This is a genomic window from Pseudomonas sp. F007 (assembly GCF_057814275.1).
On the sequence record NZ_JBVATA010000004.1, the window covers coordinates 101,197 to 118,236 of the forward strand.

The 17,040-nt window shown below is 64.3% G+C and carries 12 protein-coding genes; 7 read left to right on the forward strand and 5 right to left on the reverse strand.

Going from position 1 to position 17,040, the window contains the following annotated elements; genetic code table 11:
• Positions 1-160 precede the first annotated feature (160 nt).
• A complete protein-coding gene (locus ACZYR5_RS10630) occupies positions 161-1,153 on the forward strand; it encodes a helix-turn-helix domain-containing protein (RefSeq protein WP_489089893.1) in 993 nt (330 codons plus the stop codon).
• Here the strand turns inward: ACZYR5_RS10630 and ACZYR5_RS10635 are convergent, their stop codons facing one another.
• Positions 1,154-2,359, reverse strand: coding sequence for an OprD family porin (locus ACZYR5_RS10635; RefSeq protein WP_489089973.1), 1,206 nt, complete (start codon positions 2,357-2,359; stop codon positions 1,154-1,156). It abuts the gene before it with no gap.
• A 400-nt stretch (positions 2,360-2,759) separates the two neighbouring features.
• On the opposite strand from ACZYR5_RS10635, the gene ACZYR5_RS10640 reads away from it, so the two are divergent.
• Entirely contained in the window at positions 2,760-3,695 is a 936-nt protein-coding gene (locus ACZYR5_RS10640) for a SphA family protein (protein ID WP_489089892.1), read from the forward strand.
• 198 nt (positions 3,696-3,893) lie between these two features.
• Here ACZYR5_RS10640 and ACZYR5_RS10645 read toward each other — a convergent pair whose 3' ends face one another.
• Positions 3,894-5,726 (reverse strand): sigma 54-interacting transcriptional regulator, encoded by a 1,833-nt coding sequence (locus tag ACZYR5_RS10645; RefSeq protein ID WP_489089891.1) that lies wholly within the window; start codon positions 5,724-5,726, stop codon positions 3,894-3,896.
• Between the two features lie 333 nt (positions 5,727-6,059).
• Here ACZYR5_RS10645 and pchA point away from each other — a divergent pair, with 333 nt between their 5' ends.
• From pchA to ACZYR5_RS10670, 5 genes are all read left to right on the forward strand, one after another.
• The gene (gene pchA / locus ACZYR5_RS10650; protein WP_489089890.1) at positions 6,060-7,544 is read left to right on the forward strand and encodes a 4-hydroxybenzaldehyde dehydrogenase; all 1,485 of its coding nucleotides are present in this window, start codon (positions 6,060-6,062) and stop codon (positions 7,542-7,544) included.
• Positions 7,545-7,587: 43 nt separating this feature from the next.
• Positions 7,588-7,923: a c-type cytochrome gene (locus tag ACZYR5_RS10655; protein WP_489089889.1), complete on the forward strand. Its 336-nt coding sequence runs from the start codon at positions 7,588-7,590 to the stop codon at positions 7,921-7,923.
• Between the two features lie 10 nt (positions 7,924-7,933).
• Positions 7,934-8,626, forward strand: coding sequence for a hypothetical protein (locus ACZYR5_RS10660; RefSeq protein WP_489089888.1), 693 nt, complete (start codon positions 7,934-7,936; stop codon positions 8,624-8,626).
• Positions 8,627-8,639: 13 nt separating this feature from the next.
• A complete protein-coding gene (locus ACZYR5_RS10665) occupies positions 8,640-10,208 on the forward strand; it encodes an FAD-binding oxidoreductase (RefSeq protein WP_489089887.1) in 1,569 nt (522 codons plus the stop codon).
• Positions 10,209-10,367: 159 nt separating this feature from the next.
• Entirely contained in the window at positions 10,368-11,933 is a 1,566-nt protein-coding gene (locus ACZYR5_RS10670; protein ID WP_489089886.1) for a methyl-accepting chemotaxis protein, read from the forward strand.
• Positions 11,934-11,993: 60 nt separating this feature from the next.
• On the opposite strand, the gene ACZYR5_RS10675 is transcribed toward ACZYR5_RS10670, so the two are convergent.
• Genes ACZYR5_RS10675 through ACZYR5_RS10685 form a run of 3 tightly spaced genes read right to left on the reverse strand, consistent with a single transcriptional unit; the run spans position 11,994 to position 16,906 of the window.
• Positions 11,994-13,742, reverse strand: a complete 1,749-nt coding sequence (locus tag ACZYR5_RS10675; RefSeq protein ID WP_489089885.1) for an acyl-CoA dehydrogenase family protein — start codon at positions 13,740-13,742, stop codon at positions 11,994-11,996.
• 42 nt (positions 13,743-13,784) lie between these two features.
• Positions 13,785-15,026: a thiolase family protein gene (locus tag ACZYR5_RS10680; RefSeq protein ID WP_489089884.1), complete on the reverse strand. Its 1,242-nt coding sequence runs from the start codon at positions 15,024-15,026 to the stop codon at positions 13,785-13,787.
• On the reverse strand, positions 15,023-16,906 hold the full coding sequence (locus ACZYR5_RS10685) for a feruloyl-CoA synthase (RefSeq protein ID WP_489089883.1): 1,884 nt from the start codon (positions 16,904-16,906) through the stop codon (positions 15,023-15,025). Before ACZYR5_RS10685 ends, ACZYR5_RS10680 begins: the two co-directional genes overlap by 4 nt.
• Positions 16,907-17,040: the final 134 nt, after the last annotated feature.

Sequence of the window (17,040 nt, forward strand, 5' to 3'; positions counted from 1 at the left end):
CCGCTAACGTGGCTGCGCAAGTGCTTATCCGGCTGCGCGGTTATTTGCCCGACAGGCTGGGGAGCCGCGTGCTCGCGAGTCATCATGCGTTGCACAGGCACCCGCCAGAACTGCAACCCGGGCTGGCCAGGCCAGACTAAAAACAATAAAGGTCAGGGTTATGAATTTGTCGCCAGGCAACAGCCTGTCTCCTCCCGCACACAGCTTGCCGTTCGCCGCCGAACCGGTATTGCGCACGCGCAGCATCGAAGACGCCGAGGCGTTGCTCAACAACCATATTGAAGAGCGCCGAATCAGCCTCGGCGCCCGCGGCGATCTGGACATTGCCTTCACCCTGCAATCCCTGCCGCAGTTGAAACTGTTCGGCGCGCAGTGGGGACGCGAGGTGCGGGTCAACTCCAGCCCGTTGAACTGCTGGCACGGGATTCTGGCCTTGCAGGGTTCGATCAGCAGTCGCCCCGATGGCCTGCAGGCCAATCCCGGCGAGCTGCTGGTGTTCAGCCCCGGGCAACAGGTGGATGTGATCTGGCACGAAGGGGTCAGGGCGATTGTGATTGCCCTGGATGCCGGGTTGATGCTCGATCATCTGCAGCGCCAGCATCAGGCCCACGGATTGAAGTTGCCCAACGGCACACTGCTGTTCGATCGCAATCAGCAGGCGATGCACAGCCTGGGCAACCTGCTGCGCCTGGTCGACGGTGAGTCGGGCAACCCGTCGGGCCTGCTGGCCTCCCCGACCAGCCAGTCCTATGTGCAGCAGCTGTTTTGCGAGAACCTGCTGCACTTGATTCCCAGCCTGCACGTCGAGCCACAACGCCGGCTGTTGCCGGGCACCGTGAAGCGGGTGGTGGATTACATTCACGGCCATCTCGACCAGCCGCTGTGCATCGCGGAACTGGTGGCCGTCAGCGGCACCAGCCGGCGCAGCCTCGAGCAGGCGTTTCGCAACAGCCTGGGCACCAGCCCGCAGCGCTATATCCAGAACTGCCGACTGAGTGCGATCCGCCAGCAACTGCTCAGCCACCAGCCCGGCGAAGTGCAGCTGTCGGCGGTGGCCCATCGCTGGGGCTTCGCCCAACCCAGTCACTTCACCGCCGCCTACAAGCAGGCGTTCGGCGAGCTGCCCTCACAGACACTCGCCAGGCCGCTGTAGCTACCAGAACGTCCAGGTGTAGGTGGTCATCAGGCGGTTTTCATCGTAGTCGTTGCCATGCTGGAAGCGCGCGTAGATGTTGCGCCATTCCATGCCCAGGCCCTTCAGCGGACCACTCTGCACCACATACGCGAGGAACAGGTCGCGCTCGCTTTCGGCGCTGTCACTCAGCTGCGCGCCACGATCGATCCCGCTGCCGCGCAGGTAGCGGGTGGTCAGGGTCAGGCCGGGCAAATCCAGCGCGGCGAAGTCATAGTCGTAGCGCGCCTGCCAGGAGCTTTCGTTCGGTTTGATAAAGGCCACGGCCGACCAGTTCACCAGGTACGGCTGCGGCGCGAAGCCATTGAGCGTCGGGAAAGTGCTGTCACCGAGCATGCGCTGGTAGCCGACGCCGAAGCCGTGCCCGCCCTTGCGCAAGGTGGTCATTGCACCGTAGGAGCGGTTGTCGATATTGCCGTACAGGGCCTTGCCGTCCTCGGCATTGTTGAAATAGCGCAGGTCGGTCTTCCACCGGTAGCCATTGCCCAAGTCGGAATTGAGGGTCAGCCCCAGGTAGTGTTGCTGGTAGATGTCCTCCAGTTGTCCGTAGAAATAACTCGCCGACAGGTTGGGGCTGAAGGCATACGTGGCGCCGGCAAAGTTCAGTCCGTCGCTGGTATGGCGCGGGCCATTGGGCCGGGTGAAGAGGTACATTTTTTCCCGGTTGGACGATTCCCGGGTGCTGATTTCGCTGAAGCGCCCGCCCGTCAGGGTCAGCTTGTCGACTTCGTTGGAGGTCAACACTGCTCCATGGAAGGTGGTGACCAGCTGCCGCGAATCGTCGAGAAACGCCACCGGCAAGGTCGGCCGATGCTCGCCGACTTTCAGCTCGGTGCGCGACAGGCGGACTTTGCCGGTCAGCGCTGCCCGCCCGTACTCCGTGGCCTGGCGCTGATGGCTCTGGCTGTAGGGCAGGACACTGTCTGGCCCACGCCCACCGCCGCCGTCGAGGCGGAACGCATACTGCGCCGCCCCGTCGAGCCCGAACTGCAAGGTGCCGGGGGTATAGCCGGAGGTGAAACGCAGATCGAAGCCCTGGCTCCAGCTGCCATCGCGGGAGGCTCGCGGGTTGTCGCCCTTGAAGTCGCGATCGACAAAAAAGTTGCGCAGCCCCAGTTTCAACTGGCTGTCTTCGACAAAATCGGCCTGTGCGGCCAACGGCATCATCACCCCGATCAGCCCCACGGCCTTCAGGTGTTTTCCAGCAAAACCAACGGGACGCAGTACGCCTGCGGATAGATAGCTCATGCCTGCCTCTGGAGTTTTTATTGTTGTTGTAGAGCTCCAGTATCCGCAGCCCTTTCGAGGCGACGGTATCGTCTGCGCGTAACGGCTAGCGGGGCTGCGCAGCTTTGTGCCGGCGTTGCGAACTTTGTGCAGGGGGTCGAAGTTTCTTAACAAAATCCGCCGACCGTGTTTGGCCTGGTTCAAGGACGATCCACTGTAGATCGCAAGTCATTGATTTCACGAGACAAATAAAACCACTCAGGCTGGCACAATAGTTGAGTAGGGCAACCTCGCGCAGCTCATCGCTGCGCAACCTCCATAACAATAAGGTTGGCCTCTCATGCACTGCACTCTCCCTCGTTGCACCGCCCTTTCACTCGGCGCCGCGCTGTTGCTCGCCGGCAGTACGACCCAGGTCCTGGCCACCGAAGGCGGCGTTTCGTCCTGGCCGCTGGGCATTGAAATCTATGGCATGGGTATCCTGCCGCCGCCGGGCACCTACGGTCAGGTGTTCGTCGGCGACTATTTGGCCGATACCTTGCGCGATAACGCTGGCGACAAGTCGGCCAGCATCGACCTGCGGGTGACCACGGTGGTGCCGCGCTTCATCTGGGTCACCGAGCAGCAGGTGCTGGGTGGCAATCTCGGTTTGCACGCCCTGCTGCCGCTCACGGACATGCGCCTGAACATCAAGAATGGCCCGCGCGATCACAAGCGCGGGATCGGTGACGCGCACCTCGGTCCGGTGCTTGGCTTTCATCACAGTGACAAGTTCCACAGCGCCGTGGGTGTCGACTTGGTGCTGCCCACCGCCAGCGAGTACGACCGGCACGACCTGATCAACCTGGGGACAAACTATTACACCGTGCAGGCGGTGTATGCCCTGACCTACATGGACCCGAATGGCCTGAACGCCGATATGCGCCTGATGTACGACTACAACTTCGAGAACCGCGACACCCATTACCAGTCCGGGCGCGAACTGCATGCCGACTACACCCTCGGCTGGGGGCTGGGCAATGGCTGGGTCGTCGGTGTCGGCGGGCATGCCTACCAGCAGGTCAGCGACGACCAGTGCAACGCCACCCATTGCGCCGCCGCAGCCGCGGTTGATGCCGACGATGGCAACCGTGGCCGTTCGTTTTCCATCGGCCCGGCGGTGCAATACGCCAGCCAGGACGGCTGGTTGTTCAGCGCCAAATGGCAGGATGAATCGGGCGTGCGCAACCGCACGGATGGGCAGGCGTATTGGTTGAAGTTGACGTTGCCGCTTTGAGATTTGTGGGGTGCCTGGCCGACGCGTTGGCCCCCAAAATTGTGCATGACTCATAACCCCTGTTGGAGCGGGCTTGTCGGGCCGCCGCATCGCAGCGATTCGGCAGGTCCATTCAAAGAAGATGTCGAATAGGACACCGCCTTCGCCGGCAAGCCGGCTCCTACAGTCATATCCGGGTCAGCCTGAAATCAACTGATGTCAGTTGCCCTTGAGCCGATAACTGACCTGGGCGCGGCTCATGCCGAGCATTTGCGCGGCGGCGGTGATGTTGCCGCCGGTGCGTTCCATGGCCAGGCGCACCAGGTGCAGTTCGATTTCTGCCAGGGGCTGGTTGAGGGTCCGTTGGCGTCCAGAGACGAAAGCCTGCAACCCCTCCAACAGCGGATCGCCCGCTACCCGGTCGGCGACCGGCGCGGCAATGGGTGCAGCGTCTGCGCGGGGTTCGCCCGCCGACAGACGCCCCTGCGGGGTCAGGCCGATTGCCGAGTCCATCAGCGGCGCGCCGATCTCGGCCAGGTGCACGATGTCGATGACTTCGCCATCGCCAGCGCAAATCACCCCGCGCTCGATCAGGTTCTGCAATTCGCGAATATTGCCGGGAAACCGATAGGTCAGCAGCGCATTGACCAACCTTGTGCTGAATCCCGCCAATCGCCGCCCGTGGCGCTGGCTGAAGTGACGCAGGAAGTAGCTCATCAGCAACGGAATATCTTCGCGCCGCTCACGCAACGGCGGCAGGCTGATCGGGAACACGTTCAGGCGGTAGAACAGGTCTTCGCGAAACCGCCCGGCCTCGACTTCGCTGCGCAGGTCCAGGTTGGTCGCGGCGATCACCCGCACGTCGACGCGGATCGGCGCCGTGCCACCGACCCGCTCGATTTCCCCCTCCTGCAAGGCACGCAGGATCTTGCTCTGCGCGCTGAGGCTCAAGGTCGCTATTTCATCGAGGAACAGCGTGCCACCGTGGGCCCGCTCGAAACGTCCGGGACGCGCACGCTCGGCACCGGTGTAGGCGCCCCGTTCGACGCCGAACAGCTCGGCCTCCACCAGATTCTCCGGCAAGGTCGCGCAATTCAGCGCCACCAGCGGCAGCTGCTGGCGCGAGCTGGCTTGATGCAGCGAACGGGCGAACAGTTCCTTGCCGACCCCCGACTCGCCGGTCAACAACACCGTGGCCTGGGTCGGCGCCACCCGCTGCAGCAACTGCGTAGCGACCACGAACGCCGCCGAAATGCCCACCAGCGGCTGGTTGTCGCCGGGGTCCTGCAAATCGGCAACCTCGGTCTCGGTGCCCGAGGCATAGGTGCTGCGGCTGAGAAAATCACCGGGATCCAGGTAGGCCAGGTCGACATCGATGTCGTTCCATTGGTCCGCCGGCTTGCCGACGATGCGACAGGCCGGGTGCCCCATCGAGCGACACTCCTGCTCGCGAAACACCACCAGCCGGCCGAGCAGCGACGAGGCGTAGCCGCTGGCATAACCGATCTCCATCCAGCACGCCGGTTCACCCCCCAGGCCATAGGCGGCGATGTGCTCGTCGTCTTCCAGGGAGTTGTGCCAGAGAAACTCGGAATAGAAATGGCCGACGCCGGAATCGATCTCGAAACGCACCACCTCGACATTGACCATGCCTTCGAGCATGTGCAGGCGCGGCCCGGCGCTGTACAGGCTGGCGTCATCGCCGTCCGGCCACTGCGCGCTGACCTGGGCCGCGTCACGCGCGCCGGCCTGCCAGCCAATGCGGGTCAGCAGGCCACGGGCCTTGTCCAGGCCCAGCGCCTCGATCAGCTCGCGGCGGATGGCGCCGAACGCCGAGCCCTGCAGCAGCATCATGCGCTGGCCACACAACCAGACGCTGCCTTCCTGCGGCGCGAAGGCCACGGTCTGCGCCAGTTGCTCGGCCGATGGCAGGCCGCTGCTGCCGAACTGACTGGCACGGTCGACGATCAGGCGCTTCTGTCGGCCAAGCATCTGCTTGAGGAAGTCCTCATCGGCGCGGCGACCGCTGCGCTCGGGCGGGGTACGGGTCATGGGCAGGCAACCAGTCTCAGGGAGGTGACGTGGGAGTATGCCCAGCCCTGCCGCCGGGTCAATCTGCCAGCGCTCGAGTGGCGCCGCGCTTTTGCCGATCTGTCCGATAACCGCACGAATTCTGCCGCCCGCCGAGCTTTCAACGACCGGCGACTTTTCTGCATAAATTTCTGCAATCGGGGCTCGAAACCTCGGCGCCGCGCGGCGGCAAAAAACTCTAAACACACTCATAACTATTTGTTTTAAAACGACAAATACACAAACAAGACCAAATGGCACGCTAATTGCTAAGGAGCCGAGGTGCACGCTAATAACAATAGAGGTGACCTCGACATGAACTCTGCTCACTTGATTCGCCCTGCCTATCAGCAACTCGATTTGCAGCCCCTCGCCGGTAAGTGGCGAGCCGGCAGCAGCGGTCGCAGCCTGCCGGTGTACAACCCCTTCACCCAGGCACAACTGCTGCAGATCACCCTGGCCACCCGCGAAGACCTCGATGCCGCCTACCGCAAGGCTCGCGAAACCCAGGTCGATTGGGCCGCCAAAGGGCCGGCCGAACGTGCCGGTGTGCTGCTCAACGCGGTGCGGATTTTTGATCAGCGGCGCGAAGAAATCATCGACTGGATCATCCGCGAATCCGGCAGTACGCGGATCAAGGCGCAGATCGAGTGGGGCGCAGCGCGGGCCATAACCCTCGAGTCGGCGAGCCTGCCGGGGCGGGTCCATGGGCGCATTCTCGCCTCGAATATTCCGGGCAAGGAAAGCCGGGTCTACCGCGCACCGCTGGGGGTGATAGGCGTCATCAGCCCGTGGAACTTCCCGCTGCACCTGACCGCCCGCTCCCTGGCACCCGCATTGGCCTTGGGTAACGCGGTGGTGGTCAAGCCGGCCAGCGACACCCCGGTCAGCGGCGGCCTGCTGCTGGCGCGGATTTTCGAGGAAGCCGGGTTGCCCGCCGGCGTGCTCAGCGTGGTGGTCGGCGCCGGCGCGGAGATCGGCGACGCCTTTGTCGAACATCCGATCCCGGCGTTCATCTCCTTCACCGGCTCGACCCAGGTCGGGCGCAACATCGGCCGCATCGCCAGCGGCGGCGAACACCTCAAGCACGTGGCCCTGGAACTGGGTGGCAACAGCCCGTTCGTGGTCCTGGCCGATGCCGATGTCGAGCAGGCGGTCAACGCCGCGGTGGTCGGCAAGTTCCTGCACCAGGGGCAAATCTGCATGGCGATCAACCGCATCATCGTCGAGCAGCCACTGCTGGAAAGCTTCACCCAACGCTTCGTCGAGCGGGTCAAGGCCCTGCCCCATGGCGACCCGAACCGCGCCGAAACGGTGGTCGGCCCGCTGATCAACAGCAAGCAACTGGCCGGACTGCAGGAGAAGATCGCCACCGCCCAGGCTGAAGGCGCGACGCTGCTGGTTGGCGCCCCGGCCGAAGGCAACGTGCTGCCGCCCCACGTGTTCGGCAACGTCACGGCAGACATGGAGATTGCCCGCGAGGAGATCTTCGGTCCGCTGGTGGGCATCCAGTGCGCACGCGACGCCGAGCACGCCCTGGAACTGGCGAACAACAGCGAGTACGGGCTGTCCAGCGCGGTGTTCACCGCCAATCTGGAGCGCGGCGTGCAGTTCGCCCGGCGTATCCACGCCGGCATGACTCACGTCAACGACATCCCGGTCAACGACGAAGCCAACGCGCCGTTCGGCGGCGAGAAGAACTCCGGCATCGGTCGCTTCAACGGCGACTGGGCCATCGATGAGTTCACCACCGACCACTGGATCACCTTGCAACACGCGCCCAGGACGTATCCGTTCTGAGCCACCCGTTCAGCACCTGCCAATAACAACAATGGAGTACATCATGTCCTCACCCCTGCACCGCTCAGCGGTGAAGCGCAGCTGGTCTGCCTGCTGCGCCCTGCCCTTGCTCCTGCTCGCCGGCAACGCCCTGGCCGATGGCGACGGCGTCTGGAAAGGCGGCGAAAACGTCTATGCCAAGGTCTGCGGGCACTGCCACGAAAACCAGGTCGGGCCGCAACTCAAGGGCCGCCAACTGCCGCCGCAGTACATCAGTGCAATCGTGCGCAACGGCTTTCGTGCGATGCCGGCCTTTCCTGCGTCCTTCATCGACGACACCTCGCTGCAACAGGTCGGCGAATACCTCTCGAAAACGCCCGCCCCGGTGGCCAAACCTTGAGGAGCCGCCCATGAATATCGAACGTCGCAGCGTGCTCAAGGGCATGGCGCTGGGCAGCCTGGCCGGTATCGCCGCCAGCAGTTCCGGATTGAGCATGGCCCAGGGGGTGTTCGGTGCGCAGTCGCGGCCAATGCTGCCGAGCCTGGCACTGGTCAGCAGCGAAGCCGCCCAATCAGTGTTCCTCCAGGGCATCAACGCCTGCACCGTGAACACCCCACTCAGCGTGCAACGCACCGACCTCGGCCTGGACTTCATCCAGGCATTCGACCAGCGCCTGCGCAGCGGCCAGGCGCAACGCATCATCGGCCTGGTGGACGATGCCAGCGCCGCGCTGATCGTTGACCTGGCACGCAGCGCCGGCGCGCGTGTGCACTGGCTCGGCCAGCATCGCGCCACGGCCAATACTTCGCAGCACCAACTGCTCAGCGCCGAATCCGCCAGCGGTTGTGCCGCGCAACTGGGCCTGAGCCTGAATGCCTGCGGCAGCGCATTCAGCCTCAGCGAGCAGCGCCTGCATGGCCTGGAGGCACCGTTGCAGGTGTCGGCCGCGGCCCGCGAGCGCCGCAGTTCTGACCAATGGGCGGCCACCCTGGGCTACACCCTTGCCGGCCTCGGCAGCCACCACGTCGGCCAGCCCCCCGTGATCGGCCGCCAGGCATCGCCCCTGCGCGGCCATTTTGTTTCGTTCTTGATCGAGGCTTGAAGGAGCTGATTCCATGACTGCACAAAACAACAACACCCTGCTCCCCCGTGGCGTCGACAAGGCCAACTTCGAACAGGCGCTGGTCAAGTTTCGTAAACTGCTCGGTGCCGACAACGTCCTGACCCAGGACGATCAACTGATCGCCTATTCGAAGATCATGATCGCCGTCGACACCGCCGAGCACATGCCGTCGGCCGCCGTGACGGCCACCACCGTCGAGCAGGTGCAAGGCGTGGTGAAGATCTGCAACGAGCACAAGATCCCGGTCTGGACCATTTCCACCGGACGCAACTTCGGCTACGGCTCGGCCGCACCCGGCCAGCGCGGGCAGATCATTCTCGACCTGAAAAAGATGAACAAGATTCTCCACGTCGATGCCGAACTGTGCACCGCGCTGGTCGAGCCGGGCGTGACCTACCAGCAACTCTACGACTACATCCAGGAGCGCAACCTGCCGCTGATGCTGTCGTTCTCGGCGCCATCGGCCATCGCCGGGCCGCTGGGCAACACCATGGATCGCGGCGTCGGCTACACCCCTTACGGCGAGCACTTCCTGATGCAGTGCGGCATGGAAGTGGTGCTGGCCAACGGCGACCTGTACCGCACCGGCATGGGCGGCGTGAAAGGCGACAACGCCTGGCAGGTATTCAAATGGGGCTACGGGCCGACCCTGGACGGCATGTTCACCCAGGCCAACTACGGCATCTGCACCAAGATGGGCTTCTGGCTGATGCCCAAGCCGCCGGTGTTCAAGCCGTTCGAAATCAAGTTCGACAACGAGTCGGACATCGCCGAGATCGTCGAATTCATCCGCCCGTTGCGCATCGCCCAGGTGATCCCCAACTCGGTGGTGATCGCCGGGGTGCTCTGGGAAGCCTCGACCTGCAACACCCGCCGCTCCGACTACACCAGCGAGCCGGGCGCGACTTCCGAGGCGATTCTCAAGCAGATCCAGAAGGACAAGAATCTCGGCGCCTGGAACGTCTACGCCGCGCTGTACGGCACCCAGGAGCAGGTCGACGTCAACTGGCAGATCGTCAGCGGCGCCCTCAAGCAATTGGGCAAGGGCCGCCTCGTCACCCAGGAAGAAGCCGGCGACACCCAGCCATTCAAGTACCGTGCGCAGTTGATGTCCGGGGTGCCCAACCTGCAGGAGTTCGGCCTGTACAACTGGCGTGGCGGCGGCGGTTCGATGTGGTTCGCCCCGGTCAGCCAGGCCCGCGGCAGCGAGTGCGAGAAACAGCAGGCGCTGGCGAAAAAGATCCTCAACAAGCACGGCCTGGATTATGTCGGCGAGTTCATTGTCGGCTGGCGCGACATGCACCACGTCATCGACGTCTTGTATGACCGCAGCAACCCCGAGGAAACCCAGCGCGCCAACGCTTGCTTCGGCGAATTGCTGGACGTGTTCGAGGAGGCAGGCTACGCCGTGTACCGGGTGAATACCGCCTTCCAGGATCGCGTCGCGCAGAGTTACGGCCCGGTCAAACGCAAGCTCGAACACACCCTCAAGCGCGCGCTGGACCCGAACAACATCCTCGCCCCGGGCAAGTCCGGGATCGACCTCGCCAATCGGTTCTGATTGCACTTCAGGCCCCGCCAGGGTGTTGCTGGCGGGGCCGCTTCAATGCACCTCAAAACAAATGCAACTCATTGCTATATATAAGGTTTTTCCAGGCCTCATTCACTTTTTGGGTAAATCGGTCGATGGCCTGCCAAAGGGACCATGAGAGCCAACCACATGCGCAACAACCAGCCCGTTACCCAGCGTGAAATCGCCCTCGCGCCTGAGCAGAGACTTATTTCGACGACCGATGCCCGCGGCGTTATCACCTACTGCAACGATGCCTTCGTCGACATCAGTGGGTTCGACAGGGCCGACCTGATTGGCGCCCCGCAAAATATCGTGCGTCATCCCGATGTTCCTCCCGCCGTCTTTGCCCATATGTGGAGTGCGCTCAAGCAAGGCCGCCCCTGGATGGGGATCGTCAAGAACCGCGCCCGAAATGGCGATCATTACTGGGTCAACGCCTACGTCACCCCGATCTTCGACGGCAGCCAGGTGGTGGGCTTTGAGTCGGTAAGAGTCAAACCGACGGCGCAGCAGATTCGCCGTGCACAAGCGCTCTACACCCGTATCAGCCAGGGAAAACGCGCCATTGCCCGTCGCGACAGCTGGCAACCGCTGGTCCTGGAGTGCCTGCCTTGGGTGGCCACGGGCTTGGCCGGTGCCGTCAGCGGGCGGTATCTGGGCGCCCCGCTTGCCCTGGCTGTTGCGGGCACGGTGGCCGTAGCGGTCGCGCTGTTTGCCTCACGCCTGCGCCAGCAGGCAACCGAGCGTCTGTTCCAGCACGTGGAACCCTCGACGTGCGATGCACTGCTCGCGCAGCTGTACAGTGATGCGCGGGGGTCTCAAGCACGCCTGGAAACCGCATTGATCAGCCAGAACTCGCGCCTGAAAACCTGCCTCACGCGCCTGCAGGACAGCGCCGAACAGCTCAGCGAACTGGCCGGTCAATCCGATCGGCTGGCCGCTGACAGCTCAAGGGGGCTCGATCGCCAGCGCATCGAGACCGAGCAGGTCTCGGCGGCGGTCAACCAGATGGCCGCGACCACCCAGCAGGTCGCCAGCCACGTCCAGCGCACGGCCGATGCCACGCAACAGGCCAATGTGCTGACCGGTCGCGGCCGCGAGGTGGCGCGAGATACTCGGGAGGCGATCGAGCGGCTGTCGGCGGTCGTCGGGGAAACCAGCCTGACCGTCGAGCAACTGGCCCGAGACAGCGATGAAATCGGCACGGTGGTCGATGTGATCAAGGGCATCGCCGACCAGACCAACCTGCTGGCGCTCAACGCCGCCATCGAAGCGGCCCGCGCCGGCGAACAGGGCCGCGGCTTTGCAGTGGTCGCCGACGAAGTCCGTCAATTGGCGCAGAGGACCTCGCAATCCACCACCCAGATCCACAGTCTGATCACCAAGCTCCAGACCTCCTCGAGCAATGCCGTGCACACCATGCAAAACGGTCACCGCCAGGCCGAAGAAGGCGTAGCCCGCGTGCTGGAGGCAGACAATGCGCTGGTGGGCATCAGTGAGGCGGTCGCCCACATCACCGACATGACCACCCAGATTGCCGCAGCCACGGAAGAGCAAAGCGCCGTCGCCGAGGAGATCAGCCGCAACATCACCTCCATCGCCCACCTGGCCGACCAGTCGTCTGAACAGGCACAGCAGACCACCGGGCTGAGCCAGGAGCTGACGCGAACGGCATCCACGCAGTATTCATTGGTGGAGCGCTTCAACCGATAAGCGCGGATCAGGATCAGGCGCCGCCCTTGAAATGGTGGTGGGATCAATGCCCACCACAACTCACAGCACGAATGGCAACGGCGCCCGCGCCGCCCGAATGGCCGCGATGCGCTGATCGGCTTCCGGCAGCAGGTAGGCAAAGAAGAAGCGCGCGGTCTCCAGTTTGTGGGCTCGCAGTGGATCGCTGTCGGGTAACAGACGGGACACCCGTGCCGCTCTCGCCCAGGCAAACCCCAACAGCGCCACGCCACACAGGCGCAGGAAATCGCCAGTAGCTCGATAGGGGTATTCGCGCTCCGTGACGGCGAGGTCGCCTATCTCAAGTTGCACTGTTTCGAGTTTGTCGCACAGCTGCGCCAGCGCAGTGCCAAAACTGCTTTCGTCGAACGCCAGCCCGGCCTCTTCGCGCATCACCGCCAACAGTTGGCCAAAGGCCCGGCCTTCATCCCCCAGCACTTTGCGCAGCAGCAGGTCATTGGCCTGGATTTCATTGCTGCCCTCGTAAATCATCGCAATCCGGCTGTCGCGCAGGGTCTGTTCGATGGCGAATTCGCTGACGTAGCCGTAGCCACCGAACACCTGCAAGGCATTGCTGGCCAGGCGAAAACCCTGCTCGGTGAAAAACGCCTTGATCACCGGCGTCAGCAGTTCCGCCAGTTGCAAGGCGCGCTGGCGGGTGGACAGATCCTCGGCATGCTCCGACTGATCCAACAAATGCGCCGCCCAGTAACCGACCGCACGCATGCCCTCGGAATAAGCCCGCAGTTCCAGCAACACCCGGCGCATGGCCGGGTGATAGTGAATCGGATCGGCCGCTTCGGCTTCGACCCCGACCGGGCGAACGGGCGCGCGCATTTGCTTGCGCTCCAGCGCATAGGCATAGGCGTTCTGTGAGGCAGACTCGGCGTGCCCCAGGCCCTGCAGGCCGACGTGCAAGCGCGCCGAGTTCATCATCACGAACATCGCCGCCAGGCCGCGATTGGCCTCGCCGATCAACCAGCCTTGAGCACCGTCGAACACCAGCGAGCAGGTGGCGCTGCCCTTGATGCCCATCTTGTGTTCGATGCCATCGCAGCGCAGCGCGTTGCCCAGGCCATCCTCCAGACGCTTGGGCACCAGGAACAGCGACACGCCCCGGCTCCCGGCGGGTGCTCCGGGCAAGCGCGCCAGCACCAGGTGCAGGATGTCTTCGGTCAGGTCGTGTTCGCCGCCGGAAATGAACAGCTTGCTGCCGCTCAGTCGATAACTGCCGTCGTCCTGGGGTTCGGCGCGGCAGCGCAGCAGGCCGACGTCGCTGCCGGCCTGGGGTTCGGTCAGGCACATGGTCGGCAGCGCTTCGCCGCTGACAATCGACGGCAGGTAGCGTTGCTGAATCCACTCTGGGGCATGGGTCTTGAGGCACAGGTAGGCGCCATGGGCGATCCCGGTGTACATCGCCCAGGCGTGGTTGCTGGCGTAGAGCATTTCCTGCAGGGCGGCATCAAGCAGTTGCGGCAGGCCCTGGCCACCGAAGGTTTCGGCGCAGGCCAGGGCCGGCCAGCCACCGTCGACGTAGGCTTGGTAGGCCTGGGCAAAACCGTCCGGCGTGGTCACCCGGCCACTCTCGAAACGGCAGCCCTGGCGATCGCCGCTGCTGTTGAGCGGCGCCAGTACCTGCGCGCTGAAGCGTCCGGCCTCCTCCAGCACCTGGCAGGCCAATGGCAAGTCGAGGGCCGCGAAGGCCGGCATCTGCTGCCAGGCCTCTGGGGCCTGAAGCCACTGTTCAAAGACAAATTGCATGTCGCGCAACGGCGCCTGGTACTGCCACATGGCACACCTCGAATCATCAAATAGGAACAACCGCGCGAGGCTTCAGCCGCGAAAATCCGGGTTTTCGATCAGCACGGCCATGCCCTGCCCGCCACCGACACAGGCGGCAGCGATGCCGTAGCGCAGATTTCCCTCGCGCAGTTGCCGCGCCAGGGTCAACACCAGGCGCAAGCCGGTGGCGGCCAAGGGATGCCCGAGGGCAATCGAGCCACCGCGACGGTTTAGCCGCTCGCCGTCCAGTTCCAGCGCCTGAGCCACCGCCAGTACTTGGGCGCCCTGGGCCTCGTTGATTTCCAACAGGCCGATGGCGTCCAGGCTCAGTCCGCTGCGTTGCAGCAGCAACTGGATCGCCGGAACCGGGCCGATGCCCATGACCTCCGGCGCCACCCCAACCACCGCCGTCGCCAGCAAATTCGCCAGCGGCGGTCGGTCAGTCAAGGAAGCGCGACCGACCAGCGCCGCCGCTGCACCGTCGACCACCGCACAGCTGTTGCCGGCGGTCTGCACGCCCTCGGGGTGAATCGCCGTGAGCCGGGCCAGTGCCGGCAGATCGGTGGGTCGCGGGTGACTGTCCGCGGTGACTGACTCACAGCGTCGCGGCAGGGCAATGCCTCGCGGCTGATAGCCCTGCAGCTCAAACACTTCATTGCGCACCGCGACGATTTCCGCGTCGAACCAGCCGCTGCCTTGCGCCTGCAATGCCAACTGATGACTGTCGAGGGCAAAGCGGTCCACCGCCTCGCGGCTCAGCCCATGACGCTTGGCGAGGTTCTCTGCGGTGGCGATCATGTCCAGGCCCGGGGCCGGGTCGTAGAGCGCTTCCCAAAGGAAATCCTTGAACTCCACCGGCGCCCCGAGGCGAAACCCGCCGCGATGGCTGTAGGCGGCAATCGGGTTGCGCGACATCGATTCGCTGCCCACGCACAGCGCCAGTTGCGCGCCCGCGCCAATCTGCTCGGCGGCCTGGCGCAGCAGTTCGAAACCGGTGGCGCAGATGCGCTGCACCGCCAGTGCCGGCACCTGTTGCGGCACGCCGCTGTAGAGCCCGATATGCCGTGGCAGCATGTAGGCGTCGAAGCTGGCCTGGGCCATGGAGCCGGCCAGCACCGAGTCGACCGCCTGTGGCGCCAGCCCGCTACGGGCCAGTACTTCGCGACCGACCTTGATCCCCAGATCGATCGGCGAAACCTGGGCCAGCGCCCCGCCGACATCAACCCAGGGCGTGCGTACCGCGTCGAGAATCGCTACATCCCTGAATGCAGAAAACTGCCCGGCGCTACTCATGGGCGTGGCCCGGCACGCAGAATCGACGGATCTACGCCGCGATACAGCGCCTCGACCTGCTCGGCGCGCCACTGCAACACCGCCCGCTGGTTGATCGAACCTTTGTCGGTGATTTCACCGCGATCGATCGACGCCGGCTCGTCGAGCAAGGCGATCCACTCGAGACGGCTGGCATTGCCGCTGGCGTCACGATTGAGGCGCTGCAACCAGTCAGCGAACCACTGGCGCACGGGCGCGCTGGCCAACACCTGGGCGTCACTGGCATCCGCCGCGAGTCCCGCCAGACGGCGGCATTCGAACAGGCGCGGGAACACCAGGGCGCCCAGGCATTCGCGATCCGGCGCGGTGACCACCAGGTCCTGGACATAGGGCGAGCCTTCCAACACCGCGCGATTGCGCAACGGGCCAACGCTGACGAAAACCCCTGACGACAGCTTGAAGTCTTCGGCGATGCGTCCGTCGAACATCAAGCCCTGTTGCGGCGCCTGGGGGTTGGCCAGCTTGAGTGCATCGCCGGAGCAGTAATAGCCCTGCTCGTCGAACACGTCAGCGGTCTGCTGCGGCGAGCGCCAGTAGCCGGGCATGATGTGCGGCCCACGAAAGCGCCCTTCGAGTTTGCCTTCCTTGGGTACCAGCCGTACCTCGCAACCCGGCGCCGGCAAGCCGATGTAGCCGGCCATGGACAAGGGGCCGGTGGTGAAGGTGCAGGAAGGCGAGGCCTCGGTCATGCCGAGTCCGGCCATCATCCGGATGCGCTCGCCACAGTGTTGTTCGGCGACCCGGTCGAGGCGATCCCAGATGCTTTGCGACAGCCCGGCGGCGGCGAAGAAGAACAGGCTGACGCGCTTGAAAAAACTGTCGCGCAGTTCGCCGTCCTGCTCCAGCGCCGAGACCAGTTCTTCCCAACCCTTGGGCACCGTCAGGTAGGCGGTGGGCGAGATTTCCTTGAGATTGCGCAGCGTCTGGGCGAAGCCCTGGGCTGTTGGCTTGCCGTCGTCCAGGTAAAAACTGCCGCCGTTATAGAGCACGATGCCGAGGTTGTGGCTGCCGCCAAAGGTGTGGTTCCACGGCAACCAGTCCACCAGCACCGGCGGTTCTTCGCCGAACACCGGAAAGGTCTGCAACAGCATCTGCTGGTTGGCGCAGAGCATGCGTTGGGTGGTGATCACCGCCTTGGGCAGGCGAGTCGAGCCGGAGGTGAAGAGAAACTTGGCAATGGTGTCTGGCCCGGTGGCAGCAAACGCGGCTTCCGCCTCGGCGCCCCCCGGTTGTTCCAGCAGGCTGGCAAAGCTCACCTGAGAACGCCCGGCCACCTCGCCGCGCACGCTGATCAGCGGCGTATCCTGGGGCAACACGGCGTCAATGGCGCGACCATAGGCGGCCGCGTCACTGACAAACACCAGGCCCGGTTGCAGCAGTTCGCAGACGTGGCGCAGCTTGGAGTAATCCTGGGACAGCAGGGAATAGGCCGGCGACACCGGGCAGTAGGGAATACCGGCGTACATGGCGCCCAGGGCCACTTGCAAATGTTCGATGTCATTGCCCGACAGCAGCACCAGCGGCTTCTCGTCCGACAGTCCGTAGCTGAGCAGGGATTGGGCGATGGCGCGCACGCTGTCGAGCATCTGCGCGTAACTGACCCGCCGCCAGTCGCCGCCGTCCTGGCGGGCGGCGATGAAGGTCTGATCGGGACGCACTCGGGCCCAATGCAGCAAACGGTCGAGCAAGCGCGGGGGCATCTCGGCCAGCGGCTCGAGGGAGCGCATGTGCAGTTCGCCGTGGTGCTGCGTGACCTCGACCGCCGCGCCACCGATGGACACGTGGCGATAGCGCGGTGCGCTGGCTGGGGCATGGGATTGCAAACTGGATTCGGAACTCAAGTGCCTGTTCTCCGTCGAGGCACACCAGGACCGAGCCACACTCGGGTGACTCATCGCTGGCATGGCAGCCATTGGCTGCAGCCTTGTTATTGTTATTTCGGTGCTGCTGGCGGGCGACGGCCTTGCGTGGAAGA

Bases quoted from the DNA above. Each gene is read 5' to 3' on its own strand.
- ACZYR5_RS10630 (WP_489089893.1), top strand. From the start codon at position 161: ATGAATTTGTCGCCAGGCAACAGCCTGTCTCCTCCCGCACACAGCTTG.
- ACZYR5_RS10635 (WP_489089973.1), bottom strand. From the start codon at position 2,359: ATGATGCCGTTGGCCGCACAGGCCGATTTTGTCGAAGACAGCCAGTTG.
- ACZYR5_RS10640 (WP_489089892.1), top strand. From the start codon at position 2,760: ATGCACTGCACTCTCCCTCGTTGCACCGCCCTTTCACTCGGCGCCGCG.
- ACZYR5_RS10645 (WP_489089891.1), bottom strand. From the start codon at position 5,726: ATGACCCGTACCCCGCCCGAGCGCAGCGGTCGCCGCGCCGATGAGGAC.
- pchA (WP_489089890.1), top strand. From the start codon at position 6,060: ATGAACTCTGCTCACTTGATTCGCCCTGCCTATCAGCAACTCGATTTG.
- ACZYR5_RS10655 (WP_489089889.1), top strand. From the start codon at position 7,588: ATGTCCTCACCCCTGCACCGCTCAGCGGTGAAGCGCAGCTGGTCTGCC.
- ACZYR5_RS10660 (WP_489089888.1), top strand. From the start codon at position 7,934: ATGAATATCGAACGTCGCAGCGTGCTCAAGGGCATGGCGCTGGGCAGC.
- ACZYR5_RS10665 (WP_489089887.1), top strand. From the start codon at position 8,640: ATGACTGCACAAAACAACAACACCCTGCTCCCCCGTGGCGTCGACAAG.
- ACZYR5_RS10670 (WP_489089886.1), top strand. From the start codon at position 10,368: ATGCGCAACAACCAGCCCGTTACCCAGCGTGAAATCGCCCTCGCGCCT.
- ACZYR5_RS10675 (WP_489089885.1), bottom strand. From the start codon at position 13,742: ATGTGGCAGTACCAGGCGCCGTTGCGCGACATGCAATTTGTCTTTGAA.
- ACZYR5_RS10680 (WP_489089884.1), bottom strand. From the start codon at position 15,026: ATGAGTAGCGCCGGGCAGTTTTCTGCATTCAGGGATGTAGCGATTCTC.